The organism is Microcoleus sp. D2_18a_D3, from assembly GCF_036702455.1.
GTDB lineage: Bacteria > Cyanobacteriota > Cyanobacteriia > Cyanobacteriales > Microcoleaceae > Microcoleus.
The window spans coordinates 50,544-73,814 of sequence record NZ_JAUBTK010000008.1; the positions used below are offsets into that span (position 1 = coordinate 50,544).

Below are 23,271 nucleotides of genomic sequence, written 5' to 3' on the forward strand. Positions count from 1 at the left end.
TGAAATCTTCTAATGGCTGTCAAAATCGTCAGATATTAAAATTAAATCCCTATCGCTGCCAAACAGTGGTGCACGGCGCTTTTTAGGAGGCATCACCGATGATTTTCTATTGGTTGTGCGATCGCTTTCTAAGAATTCTCCAATTTTTTGCCATTCCTCTCTGTCTTCATCTGACAAAGCTGCCAGAAACTCTTTCATCCTTTTCAGTTTCTCCTCATGGTTGACAGGCGAAACTTCCTGCACTTCAATCAGAACTTCGCAGCGATCAGGAATGTTAAATTTTTCTAACAATTGGATGTTTTTACCTTGTTTTATGCGTTTAACTTGGATAGGTTCGGGTTTCATGGCTTGTCTGAGATAAATTGCAGAGATCAGGTCAGACCATGTAAAATTTTCAGGCAGTCGATCGATTAAGCTGCGGACTTCTTCTTTAAGATTGATGGTTTCCATCGGTTTTAGTAAAGAGAGTATAGAGTTTAATTGTAGTACAAGCGGTTTTGAAGCGATCGAGCTTTTAGCAAAAGTTCATTCCAACTGATATTTTACATTTGTTGCAACAGTCCGGCGGGGGTTTTAACCCCCGACGGACTACGGGATTTGTGTTTTTTAATTAAACCCGATCGCACACAACTTCAAACACACCCCCTGGAATAAACGGACACAAAGCCCTCCGCCGATCGTCCGCATCTTGGCGATTGACAAAACGCGCAATTGTATAGTGCTCCGCATTCGGTAAAATGCGGACGATCGCCCAAGAAGTGCGATCGCCTGTTTTCGAGCGCGGATTTGGGTTGAGTTCGATAGGGGAAAATTGCTATTATCTCCATTGCAACCTATTAAACTAATCGGTAGTCCTGCATAAGTAATGATGAAACTCGATATAACCCTATCTGTGTAGGGATTGAGGAAGCAAAAATCCTAACTCTTGCACCACTACCCAGCAAATGAAGCCCTCTGAGTTTGAAAATAAGTTGGCTAGCTTACCCGAATTCTCATCAGTTGATGGATGTCTGATTCTAGAGCCAACAAACATCGTAACCACACAAAAGGATGCCTAAGTAACCCCAAATTTTCGGTTAGCACATACATTTAAAAATCTAGAATTTCTCGGATAACACTCTTTAGATCGTCATCAGCAGGCCGTTTGGCAAACTGCTCATGACTGTAAATCCAAACCAGTCTAATTGTGCAAGTAGTAGCGTTCACCAAGTACATCAGTCTAATTTGCCCCGACGCCCCTTTTGCAAACCTGATTTCCAATTTATGAAATGTCCATTCTTGGGGTAACAGAGTTTTTCCCGGTAGAGGTTCATTACGAGAGTTGTTGGGGTATTGATCGTCAATTAAATCTTCCAAAGTTTTTGCAATCATGGCAACAAAGTTTTCTCTGTGAACCTTTGCAAGTTTCTTGAAAGAACGCTTGAAATTATCGGATGCTTCAATCGAGAAGGGAGTTGAGCCAGTCATGCACTTCTCCTTGGCCAATACTATTTAATGATTCCGAAGCCAACGCATCCTTTACAATTTGAGACATCGCTAGTTCGTATGCAGGGCGATCGCGTTCTATGCGATCGAGCTTTTGATAGCCTAATTCCTTCATGTCATTAAGCTGAATTGGCTCCGTTGAACTTGCTTGAGGTGGTAGACCTTTACGAGCTTTCTTCCAAGGAAATTCTCCGTGAGTCATATCGCTGAGTCGATAAGCATGGTAGCCACCGAAGTATTCCCAAATTTCTTCTAAAAGTTCTTTCTTCTCAGACGGAAAATCAGACAAGGATTCTTTGGGAGGAATTGGTAATTGTTTAGCCTCAAAATCACAGTAGAATCTATAAGCAGGAGGACAAACAGGCCCATAGCGCCACGCTTGGATTTCTTCTGCAAACAATGGCTCATTGTACAGCGCCAAATGTAAGCTCTGAGCATAATATAAAAGCTTTTGAACCTTCATATTGGTCATTTCAGCTTCTATACCATCCTCATAAGCTCTGATAATGAAGTAGCGAGCAGCATTGAGACAGTCAATCATGGCTCAATCCACATCCTTAAATAAACGTTTTTTATGTTAACAAATTTGCAAAATGTCAATATATAATTATTATATACGAAACCTGTAAATAGTGCAATAATATATTTAAAATGTGTAACAAAACGCACTAGAAAAAATCTAAAATAGACCTTGCAAAAAAATAAAATATCGCGCCCGGAACGATCACCCCCACTAGCCACACTAAAGCATTTGGACATAAAGCCAGAGGTTTGAAACATAAATTTTCGCCCCTCTGCCTACCCCCCTACATCTCTCGCCCAAAAATTACATCACCCGTTTCCCGCCGGTATCCGCACAGTGAAAATAGACCCTTTCCCCTCTTCGCTTTCTACCAAAATTTCCCCACCCATTATCTGACAGTAGTAGCGGCTAAGTGTCAGCCCCAATCCGGCGCCGTCGTAAGGTCGCGTTGTTGAACAGTCAGCTTGCACAAAAGCTTCAAACAATTTGTGCTGTTGTTCTTCCGACATTCCAATTCCGGTATCTTTAACAGATAAACAAATCCAATCCGAGTCTTGAACATTCAGCAGGGGACAAGCGATCGCCCCAGAATGAGTTTCATCGGCCGCCATTGAATTGTCAATAGCCGATCGCCCTGCTGCATTCAATTTGCCACTTCCTGCAATGCGCCTGACACTCAGTTTCACCCTACCGTTTTTGGTGAACTTCGCAGCATTACTCAACAGATGTATCAAAACCTGGCGCACTTTTTTGAAATCTGCGTGCATTATGCCCACAGTTCGATCGCACTCAATCTCCAAAACATTGCCATTTTTCTCTATCAACGGTTTCGCGGCACTCGCAACATTATCAACCAGTGATTCGATGTCAAACTCCTGGATTTCGAGTTTCATACCCCCCGCTTCAATTTTTGACAAATCAAGAATATCGTTAATCAAAGATAGCAGATGCGCCCCTGCTTGTTCAATCTTCTGCAAGTCGGGTACAAACTCATCAAATCCCGCATCCTGGGCATCTTCTGAAAGTAGTTGACTGTAGCCGATAATCGCATTTAGAGGCGTCCGCAATTCGTGGCTCATAGTTGCTAAAAACTGGCTTTTAGCAGTGTTAGCGGCGACGGCGACTTCCTTAGCTTGTTCTAATTCTTTTGTATGTCCCGAAACTCGCTCTATTAGGTGATTGAGAGAGGCAGCCAGAGAGCCGATTTCGCCTTGTCCGGTGACGGGTGCTCGCAAGTCAAAATTAGACTCAGCGGCTACTTGTTGGGCCACCTGAGTGACGCTGATAACAGGTTGGGCGATCGCCCGACTCGTCCGGTAAGCCAGAATTCCCGCCACCACTACCGACAGCAGCATACTAATAATAATTATGGCTTTTTCCATTCCTTGGGCCTCTTCCATCACTTCACCGCCTTGGCCCTCTTGCTGCTGGGCAATATCGAGGATTTTGCTCAATTCTTCCAGGCTGCTGTTGAGCTGTTTTACACCTTCTCCGCTTTCGATTGCGAGCAATTTTCGGGCAGACTCTACGTCCCGATGCGATAGTTGCGATTGCTGGATTTCCTGCAAAGTTGACTTGAGAGTATCGGCGTAGGCTTCTAAATTTTTAGTGCAATCTTGCACTAAAAACTTGATAACTTCCGGTTTTGCTGCCAGCCAAGCGGGTTGGCTGTCGGCAAACTTTTCTATACGCAACCGCAGATATTTTGCCTTAACAATACTCTTAACCAACTGCTCTTCTTGCTGTTTTAGCTTGACCGAATTATCTACAAAAGAATCTAGCTGTGAACCCTGCAATTGGGCCGCCACGGTTGCCTCTTTAAAATTGCCGAGCAATTGCGCTTGTAGGTGAGCATCATTGAATTGCTTTAATCCTTGTCCTTGGTAGTAATCGGCAATCACCAGTCCGCTCAGCGAACCCACAAAGCCGATTCCTATTGCCAGCAAATACCCGTAGCCAATTTTTTGATGGATAGGCAAACCGCCAATTTTAGATGGCAAACTTTGGCTGACTTTCAAGGATAATTTTTCTACAAAATTAGGGTTAGATTTTTTTTTATTCACGGTTTCTCCAGAAGCCACTTCTCCGGCCATAAAAAGTGGCATCTGTTTACCTATATTAGTATTGTTTGGGTTAACGTTTCGCGTTTTCACGGTTTTTTTCGGCGGCTTAAATGGTTCTACGTCTGGATTCAATTCCCCCTGGTCTTCCCAAACGGCAACCGAGAAACTTGCTTCGTGTCCTGTTTTGTTTGGCAAGTTAATTTTTGACATATGCAACCCCTGTATTCTGTTAAAATCTACCACGCTCTTAAGTTCTCCAAACGGAAAAGCTTGTCTATTTGACGGTAGACATCTGCGAAAAAGCATCTGAAACTCTTGTCGATTCAGAGGAGACACTTAAATTCGGTTGATGTCTAATAGATAATTAGGCTGTTGAGGACTGTGGGCAAATTACTTTTTCGGCTCGTAAAAGTCTGCAGCAGGCAAAAAAAATAAAAATTTATCCCCGCAGTGAATTATCCCCGCGTGGAATTTTCCAGGCAGAAAATTCTCTCTGACCTGTTTTGCCTGTGATTCGCCCAAAGCTGATATTGTCTGTTGACCATGCACCCGATTCCTTGGCTTTGGACTTGGGCTGCCAGCAATGCGACGATTGCTTGACGGTTTTTGTTGAGCATCCGACAACTTCATAGCACAGAATGTCACAAATGCAGCAGCCGATCGAACTTTTGCACCCTGGCGATCGACTTTTGGCATCGTTGCCCCGCAAAGACAAGTCTGATGTGAAGTCTCGTTAGTTGAGTATAACTGTAGGTCTTGCGAAAAGAAACCCGGTTTCTGCGAGTCAATCGATTTTAGATTTTAGATTTTAGATTTTAGATTTTAGATTTTAGAATTGAAGCATTGACCCGACGGATAAATTCGGGGGCTTGTTTCTCGGATACAGGTTTTTTATTTCTGGGTCCTGAGTCTGCGAAGGAATGAATCCGGGGGCTTGTATCCTGGATGCTTTATGTCAACTGTTGGCAATTGCGAGTTCTGGAGTTACGGTAGTCAATTCGATCGCCAGTGCTAGCTTACCGTCTCTACCCAAAGCTTCATCGGCCAAGTGTACCATCCAGCGATTCGGCTTGGCTTGGGGTCTGGCGGCGAGCACCAACGCCCAAGCTTCCCGTTCTTTGCCACGACCCAACAGCGCAGCACAAACAGTCAAAGCTGTGGCCGTTGAACGGCTGATCCCACTTTGGCAGCAGATGAGCAAACTGCCTCCCTGCGACGACATTTTGAGGGCGAAGTCAATAATTTTCAGTATATCCTCAAGGGTAGGCAAGATTTGATCAGGGTCGTCAACGGGGGTGTCGAGGTCGTTAAACTCCAGGCACATTCGGTTCGGGATTTGATGAAAAGTTTTGGGTTCCGGCACACCCGGACTGCCGATCGAGATCAGGTATTTAATCTCGCGCCCCGCAGCGCGATCGACAATATATTCACTGGCTTCTACTTGCGAAGCAATCAGGATTTTCGGCAGTTTTTCACCCGATAAATCTGGGGAAACAGAGGGTTCAAAATCAACTGTTTCTGCCTCAGTCCTGACATCCGCCAAGTATTGGGCAGCCAGCGCACGAACGTCAGCAAATTCGCGATTTAAAGCTGTTTCCAGAGCCAAAATAGCAGCCGTTGAGCCAATTTGACCGAGGGATTTAACAGCCTTTTGGCGCACTCCAGAAGCTTCGTCCCCCAGCAGCCGTACCAAACCTGCCACAGCTTCCTCTGTCCCAATTTCCCCCAAAGCAGCAGCAACTCTCCACCGCACATAAGATTCGCTGTCGCCAATTGCGCTCGCCAGTCCAGCGACCACCATTTTTGGCAATTTCGCATCTCCCTCTGTATTGATGTTCCCAAGGGCAACCGCCGCCCTGCCGCGCACGAAAATATCTCGATCCGAGAGCGACCCGATTACGGCCACCATAGCCACCTCGCTGCTGATTTCTCCCAAGGCAGAAACTGCACTGCCCCGCACGTCTGAGTCGTCATGGTTGAGGGCTTCCACCAACCCCGCCACAGCCGTTTCCGTGCCGATTTGTCCCAAGGCCTCGGCGGCCCTCAAAGAAACTGCATAGGAGTCGGGATCATCGTGAAGCAATTCTACTAAGCCGGGTACTGCCTCAGAATCGCCGATTTTCCCCAAAGCCGCCGCCGCCCTAGCGCGGACGATGTGATTTTCGTCTCTGAGGGCATTCAGCAGCCCGGGAACTACCTCCGAGACGCCGATTTTCCCGCAGTTGACGGCTGCCCGCCAGCGCACCTCCGAGTCTTTGTGTTTGAGGGCTTTCAGCAGCGCGGGGACGGCTATTTTCGGGTTAATTTTGCCTAATGCCCAAACAGCCCAGGCGCGCACCCTGGAATCTGAGTGTTTGACGGCTTTGAGCAGTGCTAGGGCGGCTGGTTTCGAGTCAATTTCTCCTAAAGCCCAAGCTGCCCAAGCTTGGATTTGGGAATCTTGGGATTCGAGCGATCGGGCTAATTCAATTACTGCTGCTTCGGAGCCTATTTTCCCGATCGCTCGAATGGCATTAAGGCGCACTGCACTTTCTTTGTGGTTCAATGCGGCCACCAGCATCGGAATTGCCATATCCGAACTTGTTAGGGCCAGCAGTTGAATTTTGAGCAGTGGCGAAGTGGGGATTTTGTCGATTAATTTTATGGTGGCTATTTGAAATTCTGGCTTTACCGTTCCTGCTAGCTTCGAGCCGAGTTTTAAATTTACTTTTAGAGCTAATTTTACTGCCCGCAAAGCCAGACTTTGCTGTTCTACTTGCGGCAATATAGTTGCCAAGGTTCGCATCCCTTGTTTTTGTTTCAAATATTTTTGATGGAATTGAGCATCGCTGAGTTCGGGTAGCTGTTGGATGAGGCTTGCTGCTGAGGTCACTGATTTATCCTAATATTTTGGCGAGCGGTTGAGATTGCTCTTTCAAACTGTCTTTAAAAAATATGGTGTCTACAAAACGCTACTTCTAAAAAAAAGCTTGCACCACTTCTAAAATATGTCTTATTCCACTATTTTTGCAACTCCCCAATTATTAATTATGGGGTTTGTTTGGGCGATCGGCTTGACAATTAGTAGCGCTTGCTGCTTGGCCTCGCTGGGTTTTTAACTGGCCTAGCTCTGCTATATCATTTTATACTCACATCTTGCACCATTGCCCGCAACAGGCAAGATGCCTGTTCCACAAGGAAATTCACCCTTTGTGGAACAGGCATCTTGCCTGTTAATCAAAGCTTATTGAGAATGGTGCCACATCTTATTTTATACCAACTTGGTTTGAAATAGCGATCGGCGCGGTTGACCGAAAGCATCCAGGATACAAGCCCCCGGATTCATCCGTCCAGAAATAAAAAACCTGTATCCGATGAAACTTGCCTCCCGAATTTATCCGTGGGGTCAATACTTCAATCTAAAATCTAAAATCTAAAATCTAAAATCGGTTGACCGCAGCCAACCGGAAACAGCTTGATTGCGGGACAATCTCTCAACGAGCATAAGGCCCTTTTTTCAAAACCTTAGCCAAAGCGTTATCGTTATCTCGCAAACCTTCGTAAAAAAACATCACTTCTCCTTGAATCCCGCGAGAGCGGTTGTAAGCAATTACTTGCAACAACAGTTCGGGAGTTATGCTATATTTGCTGCCACGATTCGCCAACAAAATACCGGGCGACACGCACTTTACTTGCTGCCCGCTAAGCTGTCCCCCAATCATTTTATCGACCAATTGTTTGTAAGCATTAAAATCGCGGCGATAAAACTGCGGGTGAAACAGATCGACCAAGTTTTTGTCAACCCAAGCTTTAGAATCTTGCAAATATTCCACCAGCCCCCAGTCATAAGGACTCGGCGACATCGATAGCAGCAAATCAGGATTAACAGCTTTCACTTCTCGGTGTAAACGAGCCACAAACTCAGTAATAATATCAGCGCGCCACTGCACCCAATGTTGTTCTTTACAATCCGATGGTGCGGCTCTACCGCATTCTTCTCGATAGCGTTTAACCGTTTTTTCGTCGTAACCGCCTTCTACCGGAAACGCAATGCGATCGTCTCCTTGAACCCCGTTTACCGGATAATTCTTAGCAACTTCCAGCATCAACCCCCGCACAAAGTCTTGCACTTCCGGGTCAAGAGAATTCATCCAGTCAAAGTTATTTTTCTTAAGTAAATTGCCGCTGGCATCACGGGCAATCCACTCAGGTTTTTTCGCCAGCAAATGACCGCCCTTGCGATTGTAAGAACTCACAAATCCGTATTCAAACCAAGGAATAACTTTGAGTCCGGCTCTATTTGCCTCAACAATTAATTCTGCCAAGGGGTCGCGACCTTGATACCGCGCGTCAATTTCCACCCCAAAGTTTTCTCGCATAATTTGAGAAGGATAAGCCGTAAAACCCCCGTTCCAAACTACAGGAAAAACGGTATTAAATCCCGTATCGGCGAGAAAGTCCATTGCCTCAGCAATTCGCTCTTTTGATGTGAGAACTTTGCAGTCAGTGCTGGGTATCCAAACGCCGCGAATTCCACCAGGATTGTTAGTCGCAAACGAACTTGGCAGCCCAGATGGATTGGGTGCAGAAAATCCATTCGCCAACCGCTGTTGGAGCGAAGAGACCAAACTGCGAATTGCAGATTGGAAAGGTGTGAAAAATCGCATTTATTTATTCTTTTTTTGTTGTAAGGTGCGGAGTAGGCACGCTACGTTATTAATCTGTAGCACCCGATATTATTTATGGATAAGGTGCGCCGAAGAACACCCGATATTATTTATGGATAAGGTGCGCGTAGCGCACCCTACATTCATTGGTAGCACCCGATATTATTTATGGATAAGGTGCGCTGCGCGCACCCCGAAAGTGTACTATCCAGCTACTCCAGACAACTTCTGGCTCAAAGCTTCTTTCAAAAGTTCTGCCTTATCAGTTTCCTCCCAAGGCAAATCTAAATCAGTGCGTCCGAAGTGACCGTAAGCCGCCACATCTTGATAGAAACGGCCGCCTCTTTCAGCAGGCAAATTCTGCAAGTTAAATGCTTGAATGATGCCCGCAGGACGCAGTTCAAAATGCTGCTTCACAACTTCCAAAAGGCGATCGTCATCAACTTTCCCAGTGCCAAAAGTTTCGATCATCATGCTAACAGGCCGCGCAACGCCGATCGCATAACTCAACTGCACTTCGCACTTTTGGGCCAAACCAGCCGCTACGATATTTTTAGCAACGTAGCGACAAGCATAAGCCGCGCTGCGGTCTACCTTGGTGGGGTCTTTCCCAGAAAAAGCGCCGCCGCCGTGACGGGAATAGCCGCCGTAGGTATCCACAATAATTTTGCGGCCCGTCAAACCCGAATCTCCTTGAGGCCCGCCGACCACAAATTTGCCAGTGGGGTTGACAAGGAAGCGAGTTTCTGCATCCGGCTTCACGCTAATATCGGCAAACACCGGTTCGACGATAGCAGTCCACAGGTCTTCTTTGATCTTGGCTTGAACTGCCGCTGTGTCTGTGATGTCGCCGATCGTTTCGGTATGCTGGGTAGAAATTAAAATTGTATCTATGCCAACAGGTTTGCCGTCCTCATAGATGACTGTAACTTGGCTTTTGCCGTCGGGACGCAGGTAAGATAACTGACCGGTTTTGCGGACTGCGGCCAGTTGACGGCAAATCCGGTGCGCTAAACTGATCGGCAGAGGCATCAATTCCGGCGTTTCGTTGCAAGCAAAGCCGAACATCAAACCTTGGTCGCCAGCGCCGATGGCGTCTAATTCCTCTTCACTCGATTGTTCCCGGCTTTCGTGGGCTGTATTCACCCCTTGAGCAATATCGGGAGACTGAGAATCAAGAGCCACCAGCACTGAGCAACTATTGGCCGAAAAGCCGTTGTCAGCGTGGATGTAGCCAATATCGGCTATTTTTTTCCGGGCTAATTCTATGTAATTTACCTGAGCTTTAGTGGTAATTTCGCCCGTCAGCAGCATTAAGCCGGTGTTGACGACAACTTCGGCTGCGACGCGGCTTTTGGGGTCTTCAGTCAGTAAGGCATCTAAAATCGTATCTGAAATTTGATCGCAGATTTTATCGGGATGGCCTTCAGTGACCGATTCAGAGGTAAACAGGTAGCGACGTGACAATGATTATATCTCCTTAGATAGGGGCTCTTCCTGCGCGACCTCGACGACCGACGAGTTATTTTTCCGGTAAAGGCCAAGAACGATCGCGTCTGGGCTACCGTCGAATTTTTGTCGGTCTGCAGAGCCGTGTTGAAGCAGGGTTTGAGATTGGGTAAAGTGACACTACTATAGCAAAGTGAGTTCCGGGAAGTTCCTAAAAACTTAGATTTTGTAGGATTGTCGATCGATCTTGGACATTGCTCGTTTACCCCCTAACCTGACAAAGGTAAGATACAGTCAGGGTATCGCCTTGCGGAACGACTATGCCAGGACTCCAAAAATCACCAAACTTGATCCAAACACTTGCCGACCTAGAATTTCCCGGTGGCCCCATACCGATTGACTCTCGATTTTATATTGAGCGCTCAGGGGCCGAAGCCCTGGCCTGTGCAGAAATTAGCAAACCCGGAGGCCTCGTTCGCATTAAAGCTCCCAAAAAAATGGGCAAAAGTTCGCTGATGCTGCGGATAATTCACGCCGCAGTCGATCGTGGATACCGGACAGTAACTGTAGACTTTCAGCAAGCCGACACAGCGGTTTTTGCTAGTTTAGATAAATTTTTGCGCTGGTTTTGTGTCAATGTCGCTCGGCAACTCAAACTCGAACCAAATATTGATGAATTCTGGGATGAAGATATGGGCAGCAAGGTAAGCTGCACTATTTACTTTGAAAACTATTTGCTCGAACAAATTGACAGTCCCATTGTCTTGGTTATCAACGAAATAAATCGAGTATTTGAACGCACAAACATTGCTCAAGATTTTCTTTCGCTGATCCGTTTTTGGTATGAACAAGCTCGCGCTAGCAAAACTTGGCAAAAACTCCGCCTCGTTGTCATTCATTCGACAGAAATTTATATTGCTTTAAATCTTAATCAATCTCCCTTTAATGTAGGAATGCCGATTAAACTATCAGAATTTACTGCTGAACAAGTTCAAGATTTGGCGTGCAGACACGGACTGAACTGGAGCGATAGCGATCCGATAGAGCAATTAATGAACATGGTAGGCGGGCATCCTTATTTAGTGCATTTAGCCCTGTATCACCTGGCAATTTTGCAACAAAATCGCCTATCCGTCGATCGGGATGAGCCTGGGGAGGAACTGGGGCGAGCCGAGTTGGCAGAACTTTTAACAGCAGCTCCTACTCACAGCGGAATTTATAGCGACTACTTGCAAAATCAGTCGATCGCCATTCAACAGGAGCCAGAACTCGCCTCCGCATTCCAACAAGTTGTCGATGCTAAAAATAGCATTTACCTCGAACCTGTGATGGCTTATCAGTTAGACAGCATGGGACTTATAAAATTAGAGGGAAATAACTGTAGTTTGTCTTGCGAATTATACCGCCTGTATTTTCAAGGGCAAAATTTTTGCGAGGAGAAGTTGTCGGTGGTTGGTTTTGAGGAGTTGCAGCAGGAAAATCAAAGGCTGCAAAGTTTGCTGAATGTGGACGAACTTACTCAAATTGGTAACAGGCGGCATTTTGATAGTTGCTTGCGAGCGGAATGGAAACACATGGCTCGTGAGGGGTCTCCGATATCTTTAATTTTGTGCGACCTCGATTATTTCAAAATATATAATGATACCTACGGACATCAAGCAGGAGATGAGTGTTTGCGATCGGTAGCTCAGACAATTCGCCGATCGCTCCAGCGTCCTGCTGATGTAGCTGCTCGCTACGGTGGCGAGGAATTTGCTGTGATTTTACCGGAAACTGATGCGTCGGCGGCTGTGGTTGTTGCCGAACAAATTAGAGCGAAAGTGAAAGCTTTGAATATTGTTTTTAACCCCGATAGTGTTGACGGTCTACCTAATTCTGTGGTAACGATTAGTTTGGGAATTGCCAGCGTTGTTCCGGGGCCGGAAAATGATGCGACAACGCTGCTACTGGCGGCTGATGAGGCTCTTTATGACTCGAAAAGGCACGGGCGCGATCGGTTCACTATGAGTACGCTTTTAAATTTTCGATTTGCTGCTGTTAATTAGCTAATTCCGGGGAAATATAATTCGTTTCTACACCTACAAAGTCCGCCCGCGCGGACTCTGAAGAAAACGATAGTTAAGAACTGGATTTGATGTTAATAGCGGGGGACGGTTCGATCGACCACCATTGAGTAAGCATCGATACCGCCAACGATATTTTTAACGTTAGTAAATCCTTGAGCGGCTAACCAGTGGCACATTTGAGCCGATCGCACTCCATGATGGCACAGAACTAGGGTTTCTGTGTCGCGATCGAGTCTAGCGTCAATTTCACCCGACCATTCGGCAAACTCGCTCAACGGAAAAGCTACAAATCCCGGCAGCGCCGCGAGTTCAATTTCGTGAGGTTCCCGCACGTCTACAAGCTGCAATTTCTCAGCATTGGTTTCTGCTAATTGGCGAGCTAATTCTTCGACTGTAATTTGAGCAAAAATTTCTGACATTTGATTAGGAAAAGTAGTCATTAGTCATTAGTCATCAGTCATTAGTCATTAGTCATTAGTCATTAGTTAACAGTCAACTGTCAACTGTCAACTGTCAACTGTTAACAGTCAACCGTTATTAATTGACGGGCGAAGGCGGTGGAATTAGCTCCACAGGAGGGGTAGGTGCAGGAGGCCCGTCCAACTGGCTCACGCTGTCCCTCGGATCGAGACAAGTGGCGATTAACCTATCAGTGGGAAAGTCGAGCCTGCCGCTTAAGCCGACTACGCATTCAGCAAACTGTTGTGGCAATAAACTGCGGCGGCATCCATCGAGCACTAACAGGGGAGCTGCTGGTTGAGTTCGACTTTTGCCGTTAATATTCACTACGCAAGTAGCCAATTCCTTGGGACGCCTCACCCGCCTACAGCTAGAGAGCGCTTCGACACCAGAAATATTGGTTTTGCGGTTGATTTGGAGAGCGCATCTAGATATGTCGCGGGGGCGGAGGGCGTCAGCACAAGCGCCGGCTGCGGCCTCTGCTCCCACTCCGGCTTCTATTAGTTCCAGGGCGCAGACGCGATAGGGATTCCTAGAGCGAGGGATTCTAATAGTGATGGCTGATGCTGGTGAGATTGGCAGTGCTGTGGCTAACAAACCAAGTGCTGCTAGCTGCGTGCCGAGAGCCAAAATCCAGCGCGCGGTAGGGCTTGAGCCTGTCGGTGCTGGTTTTGGGGAAGAAGTGCGGGAAAAATTGGGGTTGTGCATGGCAGATCGAGTAGTGAGTTTTTTTTGCTGATTGGGGCGATCGATCGATCGGCTTTTCCTTCAGAATTTACCTCACATTATGGCTTGCGCTGCGGTCGATCGTTTTTTTATCGATCTTTATTTGAATTTTGACCGTTACCAACATATAATATAGAGTCTGCATAAATATTGCATACAGATATTAGAGAGGAAAATAAATGTCTCGATATCGAGGCCCCCGATTGAGAATCGTCCGTCGCCTGAAAGAGTTGCCGGGTCTAACCCGCAAAACCCCCAGACGAGATTATCCGCCTGGACAGCACGGTCAAAACCGCAAAAAGCTCTCTGAGTATGCGGTTCGCTTGCAAGAAAAGCAAAAACTCCGTTTCAATTACGGTGTGACGGAACGCCAACTGCTCCGTTACGTCCGCAAAGCCCGCCGTGTCACGGGCTCCACAGGTCAAGTGTTACTGCAATTTTTGGAAATGCGCTTGGACAATACTGTGTTTCGGATGGGAATGGCTCCAACCATTCCGTCCGCTAGACAATTGGTAAATCACGGTCACATAACTGTCAACGACCGTGAAGTCAATATCGCCAGCTATCAGTGCAAGCCTGGTGATGTGGTTGCTGTGAAAAATAGAGAGCGCTCGCGCACAATGGTAGAAGCTAATCTCAAAGACCCAGGCTTGGCTCACTTGCCGAATCACTTGGAATTTGATAAGCAAAAACTGGTTGGCAAAGTTAACGGCGTTATCGAACGCGAGTGGATTGCTCTACAAATTAACGAACTGCTAGTGGTGGAATACTACTCACGGCAAGCTTAAGTTATTAGTCATCAGTCGTTGGTCATTAGTCATCAGTTGGTTGCTAGCAGAATAATTAATAATTGGGTAGGAACCCAGTTATTGATTAATTGCTACTGAATAATGAGGACTAAGGACTGAGGACTAAGAATTCAGAATTTTCAACACTCCCACCCCCTCAAAAGGGATGGGATTTTTTGAAGGCTTGGCTTGTTAACTTCCTTGAGTTGCCATGTGCTCAGACTACACCTGGCTGATGCCATTAAATCATGTCCCCGCCTCAAATTATTCCCTTAAAAAGTTTTTTCTCCGGTTGGTTCTTTGTGCACAATACCTCGCTTTTGAAGGCGATAGTTCGCTACAACGGGGTAAACCACACCGCGTATCCGATTGATCGCGCCTACTGGACGATGAACTGCTAAGCCGTTCCAGGGAGAATATCTCAGGTTTTCGTTGAAATCAGATTGTTTTTCATAATCAATAATCTGATGCTTGACAGTGAGACGACCTACAATCATTTTTGGAGTTGGTTTGCGTCAATTATCTCGCAGTTTATTTGGGATTTTCAGGAGTTGGCGATCCTGGATTTATAAACATTAGGAAGCCTCGAAAAATATCAGTATAGCTGATTATTCCATCGAAGGTAAATTTACCACTATCAGAGTCTTTTGTGCAAACTACAAGAGCAGTAGGTCTATCCTTAGAATTATCGGGAACAAATGTTTCAATCACTTTAGAGGTAACAGTCCCAGGACTTACGGTATTTCTCTCATTTACCCGAAGCATAATATGTTTCAACGGCAATTCTGAGTATCGATCAAAAGTTATATCGTGTAAGAAAGTATTAACCATTATATCATCAACTATTCCGGTCACAAATCTACCATCTGGTGTTGTGATAGGAATATGAGTGAAGGGATTTTCATTCAACGTACTTCGGGCTTGCAACAAATCGTCATCCTCAGTTAATACAGTAAGATCCTCTCTTTTCTTAAATAGGCTATTTTGATCTATAGTTGCCCTTAAGAACTGTGTATGATTTGGATCGTTGATTTTACGCAATACATCGGTGTAGGATATTGTTCCTACGATAAGCTTATTGTCTCCATATACACATAGAGTCCGATATCGTCGAGTAAAATTTTGTCCTTCAGGTCTTACAGGATTCATTAAAGCCTCAAAAACATCTCCAACTCTACTATTTCTTAGAGAAAGAGTCTTGACAGGTATCGTCATAAGTTGTGCAAAATCTGGAATTTGATCGAGACGTTTTGCATGAATTTCTTTAGTGAATTTTTGCACTTCCGATTTTTGTTTAGGTGTCAGAGGAAATTCTGGCGGATATAGTTCATTGGGAGGGGTTAAAATTTTTGCTAGGTCTGTCTTGCTAATAACAGTTTTTAACTCCCCTCTTGGTTCATCACTTTTAGGATCAATAGGCTCAATAATGGGAACGTGCCTGATCTTCCGTATGTCCATCATAGCATCTAACTTGGCCACTTTATCAGTTGGCTTTAACCACCATAATGGTCTATTCTCTTGGAATTCAGGGAACCCCTGATTAAAAAGTGATCCTGGGTTATTAATAGACATGGGTAAAATCCTCCATTGTTATTTAATTTTGACGGTAAACTTGTAAGCGAAGTTGTAAGATATCAATCGGCGTTACTACCATTTTCGGGTAAGTTTGGCCGTCTAATTGCTCTATAATAACTACTTCCTTAAATCCCAAATGTAAGTAAGCATTAATACACTCTTGCAAGGTTTGACTTTTCTCAACCAAACATAGTTTAGTTACAGGTTTCATTATTTCAGATAAAGATATACCCATTAAACTAAAATACATGGGATGAGTCAGTGTTGTCACCTGCTTTTTATCAACCATTCCTAGCAAATTGCCATCGCGATCGCAGATAGTTATATGCTCTATCGGCAAATATTTCATCGCAAATCGAGCTTGAGCTAGGGTATCTGATGGTAGTAGAGTATATGGTTGTTCCATACCACTCACTTCCGATAACGCTAAAAAGCGTTCGGCTTTCAATTGACAAAATTTTTGATTAGATTTAATGTGACTTAAGATGCTTTCGGGAGAAGCTACGCCATAAACTGTTTCGTCCTCATTGATAATAGGTAAAACTCTGATTGCTGACGTTAATTTATAGGATTCCACTAATTTATCGATCGCATAAATTAGCCTCTGATTTTTAGAAGTATAAGGCTTGATTTTTTCTAGTTTAAATACCTCGCTTATCGGCTTTTCTAAACTATTAACCAATTCCTCATTTAATTGTTTGCGAAATTTAGAGATTTTAATTCTAAACTTAACAGGTACATCTAAAACTGGCGGTGGTAGCGATCGTAGAATTGATAAGTCAGTTAGGATACCCGCAAATTTTTTATCCTCATCTACAATAACAATTTCACTCGCATTTTGCACAGTAATTAAAGCTAATGCTTCTGCTACTGTATCTGTATCTTTCAAGATACAAAAGTCATTGGTTATAACTTTTGTGTCTTCTATACTAACTGCATCGCTATTTCCCATAAATTTTCAACGATTACATATAAGTTACTGATTGAGATAATTTTTGAATCGCTTTCCAGTCATCACTATTTGTGATTTTACCATCATTATAGTATGTAACTATAAAGTCTATTAAATTTCGATTTTCTAAGAATTGTGCAAATATTGGATTTTTGTTCGTAGACTTGATTAAATTATCTATGCTATCATCTGTTCCACCTTCATTTTGCCAAGCAGTGTATATTTGATCCATAAGTTGATGATTGTTAGCTAAACGATCGTAAAACTCAGGAAAATTTAACTGGAGTAAAATTATTTTGCAAAATTTATACTTGTCATCAGTATTCCAGTCTATTTTTTTCTTTTCAAGTATGCTTCGATCGTCGGTTAATCGGGGTTGTGCGAGCTTATCAGCAATCGTCGAGTTGTGTTTTTTTACAATCTCTTGAATCATATAAAAAGCCGTAATAAATTGTTGCATTTTACGGATATTTGAATTAGTCGCTTTAGAAATCATCCCCCATATTTTTTCATCATTACTATACTGAGCAGTTAAAGAACCTTGAAGCAGTCTATCTTTAACTTCATCTCGATCTTTATCAGATAGAAAAAAGTTAAGATGGATGATTTTTTCTATATATTCCCTACCAGTAATACCAAGCTCTTTAGGGTATCTTTGTCCCACCGCTTGCTCAATAATTCTTTTGTCAAGTCCAATCACAAAAATACAGTTAGACTGATCTAAATGTAATTTCAAGCATTCTAGGACAGATAAAGCATTTTCTGGTAAGCAACGATCCAAATCATCAATAAATATCATCAATCGACCATCGTTACCCACATAACTTTGCACTGCATTTTTAAATACATTTTCAAAGTTGTTGATAAATTGATAAGGATTAATGAGGTGAGGGTTTTCATCAGGATTAACCAACATTTCCAATTGTTTAGCTATGGCTTGTGTATTAACAAAACCTGCTGTTTGAGCATTAACATATCCTCTGGCTAAAATGCCAGCTAATTTAAAAGCGCAAACTGAATAGGTTAAAGCCGCTTTTGTAATATTTTTGCGCTCTTCTGCATTAATACTTGTGTCTTCACATATTTGACTAAGAATAGTCTGGATTATGGCATTTTTAATGTCCAGTTTATCGTCATATTTCCAAGCATTAAACCAAACCGTTTTATATTTTTTTGCAGAACGAGTTCCTAATTGTTCAAAGTCACTTCTCATTCGTGCCATGAGGCTGGTTTTGCCGCTCCCCCAAGAACCAAAAATACCAATGGTAAAAGCACCTTCTTTACGAGCTTGATTTTGTGGTTGTGTAGCCTCGATCGCCATATTACACAGTAATTCTGCGTAAATATCATAATTAAGCTCACTGCTACTTCCTGGGCCACCACGAATGATATTTCTATCAACTTGATTAAAAGACATAACTTGTGTACTCCTTGATTTATCAATTAAAGGACTTCACGATGTACGAAAAACATGGGTTTGAGATTGCGACGCACAGCGAACAATGACAGAATTGCGTTAGGTATGCGTAAGTCCTGAATTAGGACTTAGTGGGCTTTTTGACTTCTGACAAAACTTCTTTAATTGCTGATGTAACTGCCTCTTTAGACATAAACCCGTTGATGGTTTCTAGCAACAACCATTCACTATATAAATTGATTAAAGGTGCAGTTTCTTCCTGAAAAATTTGGATGCGCCGCCGAATAACTTCTGGAGTATCATCTGTACGATTTTCCTTGATGGCCCTCTTTCTCAGTCGCTGAACTAAAACTGAGTCTGGTACGTCAAAATTAATTACACAATCACAACTTGGCTGACCTAAATCCTTTAATAATTTGTCTAAAGCTCCAACTTGAGCGACGTTCCGAGGAAATCCGTCTAATATCCAACCTGGTGTTGCTTCTTTTTTAGTCAATTGTTCTTTTACAATATCTAGCACAATGCTATCAGGGACTAATGACCCTTTATCTATATAAGATTGTGCTTTTTGACCTCTCTCAGTTTTGTTTTTTCGCTCCTCGCGCAGTAGTTCGCCCGTTGAAATGTGATGAATCCCGAAGGTCGTGGCTACGATCGCAGCTTGAGTGCCTTTGCCTGCGCCATTCGGGCCTAAAAATATAATTCGCATACTTTTTATGATTCAACTGTTGGATAAGCTAGGATTGTTTTGTTGATAACGAACTTAAAGCTAACAAAAACTACCAAATTACGTTATTATTACATTAGCTTTTTTCCCAAAGACTCGAAACTGCCACAAAAAAAATATGACCACAAGCATGAAAGACCAATGTAATATCTACCTTAAAACAAATAAAAATAATCTGCAACTATTGAACATTATCAATTTATGCTACCATTACGTTAGCAATTTCCACCAAGACTAAAAATGGTTACACGAAAACCTACTAGAAAGGATCTATTTGCCGAAGCTGCCCAAACTTGGGACTTGAATCGCATCTATGAACTATTTACCGAAGCTAAACGTCGTATTTTCCCCAAAGCCCGCCAAGGGCTCACTGATACAGAAAAATTATATTTGCGTGGTCTTTTGTGCAATTACAGCCCTAGTGATATTGCGCGTCAATTGTCGAAAAGTGCTAGGGGGGCTGAGGTTTATATGTGCAAAACTCTCTATCAATATTTTAAGGGTATTCCTGAAACTCCTAGTGATGATGTTGGTAATTGGCGCAATGTTCATCAATGGTTGGATAAAGCTGGTTATAAAGTAGATTTATCGGGTGATTCTACTGTCGGTAGGTCTTTACCGAAAGACGCTAAAATACATATAACTGATATCAATTTTTTTAGTGAAAATAATAATGCAACAATTTCTATAGATATTAATATTAAGTTATCATTTCCTTCAGAGGTAACAAATCAAGGTGAGGATCAAATAGCAAATGATTAAAGATAAACTAACGCTAACAGACTGAGGAATCGCCGAATTTAAAACTAGGGCGTTCGCTTAATCTCCTTCGATCGCACCTTTCCTAAATCTTAACATCCCCAACGGTTTCAAACACAATCCCAAAACAAAGTTACCGAACCTAACAGGTGCTTGCAGCGTATATAAAAATACTTGCTCCAAGAATTTACCCAAAGCTATTATAAATCGCTTCAGCGCAAAAACACCAAAAATTATAATAATTATACTTAAAATTGCGTGTGCAACTCCCCACATAAAAGCTTGACTTGCCCTAGCGATCGCACGATGAGAATCGATCCAAACTCTTACAGAAGGACATCATATTACTACACAGAATCCGGTAACTTCTGCGAAACCGGGTTTCTAGGCTGTACTAAAATGTTTCTTCTCCGGTTGGTTCTTGGTGGACAATACCTCGCTTTTGAAGGCGATAATTCGCTACAACGGGGTACACAACACCGCGTATCCGATTGATCGCACCTACTGGACGATGAACTGCTAAGCCGTTCCAGGGAGAATATCTCAGGTTTTCGTTGAAATCAGATTGTTTTTCATAATCAATAATCTGATGCTTGACGGTGAGACGACCTACTCTCAAGAAGGGTGATTCTTTTTCCTTCCAGACATTGATGCCATCGTCGATCGGCATTTTTAGGCTGGTTTGGAACTGAATGCCAAAATCCCACCAGTATTGGGCATCAGGTTTCGCCAAGGCTTGAATTAGATCGTCCCGATAATAATTGTCTGGTTGATTGGGATCTAAACCCAAGGCTTTAGCGCGATCGACAAAAGGAATTTTAGGAATTCCAGGTCGAGATTGTTCTGGAATTATCTCGTGCGGTGGTTCGGATGAAACCGGAGTAAACCCATACTTAATTACAGCAGGGTATTCGACAGGAACTACACCAGGCTTAGAGGGATCGAAATCGGGATTGAGGCCCAAAGCAGAGGGTGAACCGCTCCAATATTTGGCTGTTAGCAAACTCTTCGGAGTCCGGCTACCCGTAAGCGTCGAGACCGCTAGAAAGTGTCTGGGATGTCGTATTAGCCACTTTTTCAATGCCTCTGGTGATTCAACCAGAGCCGAAAAAAAGCCGTAGTAGTCTTTGATGGTTTGGCTCACAAATAGCTCTGAATTGTGAACAATGATGTCCTGGGTTTTTGACTCGTGGCTTTGCGCCAGTCGTTCCCCTTCCACCCCGATCACTTTCACTGATATTGAGCGCGAATCTTTTTGGTAATCAGGGTATACTTTGGTAGCCCCGTTAGCAAATCGCAACCAAACAGTATATTCTTTGGGTTTTGCTAGCAAACCTTGCTTAAGGGAAATAGCATTGAGTCGCGAAGAACTTAACGAAGCGCGTGTGCCCAATTCCCGTTTAATCGCTTCCTCATCAAAGTCAAAAATTTCCAGAGTTCCTTTAACGCAGGCATGAGCTTTGGCGTGAGTATCTCGCAGCGCCCGCTCCTTATTGCCGTAAAGATTATCCATCCGAAGCTTGGCCTGCTCAACAAGAAGATCGTAGTATTTGAGTTCGTCCTGTTCCGGATATTCGGTAAATAACTTTTTGTTCATAACATAACCTTCGGTTAATCGCTAAAAAAGGCTCTACACAAACCGTTGCATCTGTTAAACACTATAACTGCTGGTGCAATTGCTCCCGCATTGCCGTAGCCGAGCGCTTGCGAAAAGATCGCCTTTTTCTTCCTCATTTTTGAGAGCGCAGGTGTGTTTGCGCCCCCCACTACCGGGAGCATCTCATATTTGTAAAAACACTTATTATGGCTCCTTCCTTCTTCCTCCTTCCTTCTTCCTTCTTCTTCTTTCCTCCTGACTCCTGACTCCTGACTCCTGGCTCCAATTTCTAGCGGAGGGCTGCTTTCATTGAGATGCTCCCCCACTACCTTGAGTCTTAGTTGTCAGCTACAACTTAAAGATCGAAGGAGACTTTGTACTTGGGATCGCTTGGAGGAACATTACGATTCACTAAATCAGAGACTGTTTTGGTATTTTGGATAATTTCCCAACCAACCTCAGAAAAAGTTTCCTTATTGAAGACTTTAGGCGATAACAAAGGATTAGTTAAAGCCTGGGAGAAAGCATCAATGCCAATTATCCGTGCTACTAAAGGCGGAATTGCTGAATTTTCTCGGACATCTTCAGCGTACAATCCGACAAATAATTCAATCTTATCAACATGACCGTACAACTCTTTTAATTTCTGTTGAGCGTATTCGTCACCCGTAATTTGATTGAAATCAGTCACCCTGGGATAACCACACATTTCGCGGTAATCGTTATAACTGGCTAACTGCGCCTGCCGTCCGAGTTTAACAGATGCTAGTTCGGTAGCATCAATAAATGTATAGGGTGTTCCTGCGATCTTAAAATCAGGTGTGTTAAACAAACCAATTCTAGTGCCTGGTTGGGAACAACTTTCTTCCATCAATGCACCCAACCCTTTATCGATTAACATCTGATTATTCCAGAGGGAATCGTACATGGATGTTTCTTTGCCGTCATAGATAAAGGTTTCCGGAAGCGCACTATGCCATCGATAGACAAAACTAAACTCAATCGCCATCCAATTTTCTCGATACCAACTTTCCTTGGTAAAAGCTTCAGGATCGGCAAAGAACCTAAAATTATAGGGCGTAATGTGGAAAATGTACTCTTCCATAATGATATTGAGAACAATCACCATGAGAATATTTCTCGCGGTTTGGAAGAGCCTCTCATCGTCCCATTGCGGATAGCTTTTGGACAAAACATCACAAATTCGATTATGCTCCCTGATACATAAAGTGTTGAGCATGACATAGCCAATTTGGACGTTTGCCCGTTCAACTCCCATTGCAAATAGCTTGCCTTTCTTTTCGGGGGGTTGTCTTTTCTCATCATTAAGGGGTGCATGAAGACCTTCAAATTGAGGATCGATAATACCCTGCTCAGGATCGGCATAATAAAAGAGTGGATATTCTTCTTCTACGCCATCTTTGCGCTTGAGTTTTTGGGTTTTAAATTTGCCGTCTTTGAAAGCTCTGAGCATATTTGTTTGTTTGCGGGTCAACCCGTAAACATTACACATATCAATCTGATGGTTGGAGGTATTTTTGAAGCGGTTTTGCTGATCGATCCGCAGAAAACTATCTGTAAACCACTGCACCCAATAGGGAAAGAGCAGAGTCGATTTTTCCGAATAAATGGTTTTTCCATCTCTTTTTTGGAATAAGGTCTTTAATTTGCCCAGTGGTGGTAAATTCCCTTCTTTGTTCAATTCTGGGTCGGGAGGTAAATGTCGCCCAGTATAAGTCTTGTCTGTAAGTGAATCCCAAGAAATGTAGGTATCAGTTTTCTTGGGAATATCTGTCCCTGGAATTTTGGGATCTAAGCCCATTAAGCTATAGGGAAGCGGGCGAGTCGGAAGTTTGTAAATGATGCTATTGAGAAAAAATTTGTTTAGTTTACGTTTCAGAGGCTCGTAACTTTGAACTAAGTTCCAAATTGGTTTGAAATGAGTCAACGTATATGCTAAAGCTTTGTTGCTCAATCCATCTCTAGATGTATCTCTTGTCATGATTGCTTTTCCTTTCGATTGTTGGAGATTAGATCGT

At 43.5% G+C, this 23,271-nt stretch carries 22 protein-coding genes; 3 read left to right on the forward strand and 19 right to left on the reverse strand.

Annotation, left to right across the window (positions count from 1 at the left end):
• Positions 1-9 precede the first annotated feature (9 nt).
• The 8 genes from QUB06_RS06070 to metK form a co-directional block, all read right to left on the reverse strand.
• On the reverse strand, positions 10-450 hold the full coding sequence (locus QUB06_RS06070) for a hypothetical protein (protein ID WP_333434518.1): 441 nt from the start codon (positions 448-450) through the stop codon (positions 10-12).
• Between the two features lie 639 nt (positions 451-1,089).
• Entirely contained in the window at positions 1,090-1,467 is a 378-nt protein-coding gene (locus QUB06_RS06075) for a hypothetical protein (protein ID WP_333434519.1), read from the reverse strand.
• Positions 1,439-2,026, reverse strand: a complete 588-nt coding sequence (locus QUB06_RS06080; protein WP_333434520.1) for a type II toxin-antitoxin system antitoxin SocA domain-containing protein — start codon at positions 2,024-2,026, stop codon at positions 1,439-1,441. Before QUB06_RS06080 ends, QUB06_RS06075 begins: the two co-directional genes overlap by 29 nt.
• Positions 2,027-2,316: 290 nt before the next feature.
• A complete protein-coding gene (locus tag QUB06_RS06085) occupies positions 2,317-4,281 on the reverse strand; it encodes a HAMP domain-containing sensor histidine kinase (RefSeq protein WP_333434521.1) in 1,965 nt (654 codons plus the stop codon).
• A 180-nt stretch (positions 4,282-4,461) separates the two neighbouring features.
• The gene (locus tag QUB06_RS06090; RefSeq protein ID WP_333434522.1) at positions 4,462-4,767 is read right to left on the reverse strand and encodes a hypothetical protein; all 306 of its coding nucleotides are present in this window, start codon (positions 4,765-4,767) and stop codon (positions 4,462-4,464) included.
• A 259-nt stretch (positions 4,768-5,026) separates the two neighbouring features.
• Positions 5,027-6,943 (reverse strand): HEAT repeat domain-containing protein, encoded by a 1,917-nt coding sequence (locus tag QUB06_RS06095; RefSeq protein WP_333434523.1) that lies wholly within the window; start codon positions 6,941-6,943, stop codon positions 5,027-5,029.
• 601 nt (positions 6,944-7,544) lie between these two features.
• Positions 7,545-8,717, reverse strand: a complete 1,173-nt coding sequence (locus QUB06_RS06100; protein WP_333434524.1) for a family 10 glycosylhydrolase — start codon at positions 8,715-8,717, stop codon at positions 7,545-7,547.
• Between the two features lie 204 nt (positions 8,718-8,921).
• Entirely contained in the window at positions 8,922-10,184 is a 1,263-nt protein-coding gene (gene metK / locus QUB06_RS06105; RefSeq protein WP_333434525.1) for a methionine adenosyltransferase, read from the reverse strand.
• Between the two features lie 302 nt (positions 10,185-10,486).
• Here metK and QUB06_RS06110 point away from each other — a divergent pair, with 302 nt between their 5' ends.
• Positions 10,487-12,211 carry an AAA-like domain-containing protein gene (locus tag QUB06_RS06110; protein ID WP_333434526.1) on the forward strand — a complete coding sequence of 575 codons (1,725 nt, stop codon included), beginning with the start codon at positions 10,487-10,489 and terminating at the stop codon, positions 12,209-12,211.
• Between the two features lie 92 nt (positions 12,212-12,303).
• Here QUB06_RS06110 and QUB06_RS06115 read toward each other — a convergent pair whose 3' ends face one another.
• Together QUB06_RS06115 and QUB06_RS06120 are read right to left on the reverse strand one after the other, a co-directional pair.
• The gene (locus QUB06_RS06115) at positions 12,304-12,672 is read right to left on the reverse strand and encodes a rhodanese-like domain-containing protein (protein ID WP_333434527.1); all 369 of its coding nucleotides are present in this window, start codon (positions 12,670-12,672) and stop codon (positions 12,304-12,306) included.
• A gap of 97 nt (positions 12,673-12,769) precedes the next feature.
• Positions 12,770-13,399 carry a hypothetical protein gene (locus QUB06_RS06120; RefSeq protein ID WP_333434528.1) on the reverse strand — a complete coding sequence of 210 codons (630 nt, stop codon included), beginning with the start codon at positions 13,397-13,399 and terminating at the stop codon, positions 12,770-12,772.
• A 197-nt stretch (positions 13,400-13,596) separates the two neighbouring features.
• Here QUB06_RS06120 and rpsD point away from each other — a divergent pair, with 197 nt between their 5' ends.
• On the forward strand, positions 13,597-14,205 hold the full coding sequence (gene rpsD / locus QUB06_RS06125; protein WP_172190738.1) for a 30S ribosomal protein S4: 609 nt from the start codon (positions 13,597-13,599) through the stop codon (positions 14,203-14,205).
• A gap of 272 nt (positions 14,206-14,477) precedes the next feature.
• Here the strand turns inward: rpsD and QUB06_RS06130 are convergent, their stop codons facing one another.
• The 5 genes from QUB06_RS06130 to QUB06_RS06150 form a co-directional block, all read right to left on the reverse strand.
• Positions 14,478-14,702 carry a hypothetical protein gene (locus QUB06_RS06130; RefSeq protein WP_333434529.1) on the reverse strand — a complete coding sequence of 75 codons (225 nt, stop codon included), beginning with the start codon at positions 14,700-14,702 and terminating at the stop codon, positions 14,478-14,480.
• Positions 14,703-14,736: 34 nt separating this feature from the next.
• Positions 14,737-15,777, reverse strand: coding sequence for a CBS domain-containing protein (locus tag QUB06_RS06135; RefSeq protein WP_333434530.1), 1,041 nt, complete (start codon positions 15,775-15,777; stop codon positions 14,737-14,739).
• Positions 15,778-15,799: 22 nt separating this feature from the next.
• Complete coding sequence (locus QUB06_RS06140; protein WP_333434531.1) at positions 15,800-16,732, reverse strand: CBS domain-containing protein; 933 nt, start codon at positions 16,730-16,732, stop codon at positions 15,800-15,802.
• 13 nt (positions 16,733-16,745) lie between these two features.
• Positions 16,746-18,149 carry a P-loop NTPase fold protein gene (locus tag QUB06_RS06145; protein WP_333434532.1) on the reverse strand — a complete coding sequence of 468 codons (1,404 nt, stop codon included), beginning with the start codon at positions 18,147-18,149 and terminating at the stop codon, positions 16,746-16,748.
• Positions 18,150-18,270: 121 nt separating this feature from the next.
• Positions 18,271-18,858: an adenylate kinase gene (locus QUB06_RS06150; RefSeq protein ID WP_333434533.1), complete on the reverse strand. Its 588-nt coding sequence runs from the start codon at positions 18,856-18,858 to the stop codon at positions 18,271-18,273.
• A gap of 258 nt (positions 18,859-19,116) precedes the next feature.
• Between QUB06_RS06150 and QUB06_RS06155 the strand changes: the two genes are divergently transcribed.
• Positions 19,117-19,638: a DNA-binding response regulator gene (locus QUB06_RS06155; RefSeq protein ID WP_333434534.1), complete on the forward strand. Its 522-nt coding sequence runs from the start codon at positions 19,117-19,119 to the stop codon at positions 19,636-19,638.
• A gap of 57 nt (positions 19,639-19,695) precedes the next feature.
• On the opposite strand, the gene QUB06_RS06160 is transcribed toward QUB06_RS06155, so the two are convergent.
• From QUB06_RS06160 to QUB06_RS06175, 4 genes are all read right to left on the reverse strand, one after another.
• Complete coding sequence (locus QUB06_RS06160; RefSeq protein WP_333434535.1) at positions 19,696-19,911, reverse strand: hypothetical protein; 216 nt, start codon at positions 19,909-19,911, stop codon at positions 19,696-19,698.
• 118 nt (positions 19,912-20,029) lie between these two features.
• Entirely contained in the window at positions 20,030-21,232 is a 1,203-nt protein-coding gene (locus QUB06_RS06165) for a catalase (protein WP_333434536.1), read from the reverse strand.
• Positions 21,233-21,246: 14 nt separating this feature from the next.
• Positions 21,247-21,558 (reverse strand): hypothetical protein, encoded by a 312-nt coding sequence (locus QUB06_RS06170; RefSeq protein WP_333434537.1) that lies wholly within the window; start codon positions 21,556-21,558, stop codon positions 21,247-21,249.
• A gap of 29 nt (positions 21,559-21,587) precedes the next feature.
• Positions 21,588-23,234 (reverse strand): peroxidase family protein, encoded by a 1,647-nt coding sequence (locus QUB06_RS06175; RefSeq protein WP_333434538.1) that lies wholly within the window; start codon positions 23,232-23,234, stop codon positions 21,588-21,590.
• Positions 23,235-23,271 lie beyond the last annotated feature (37 nt).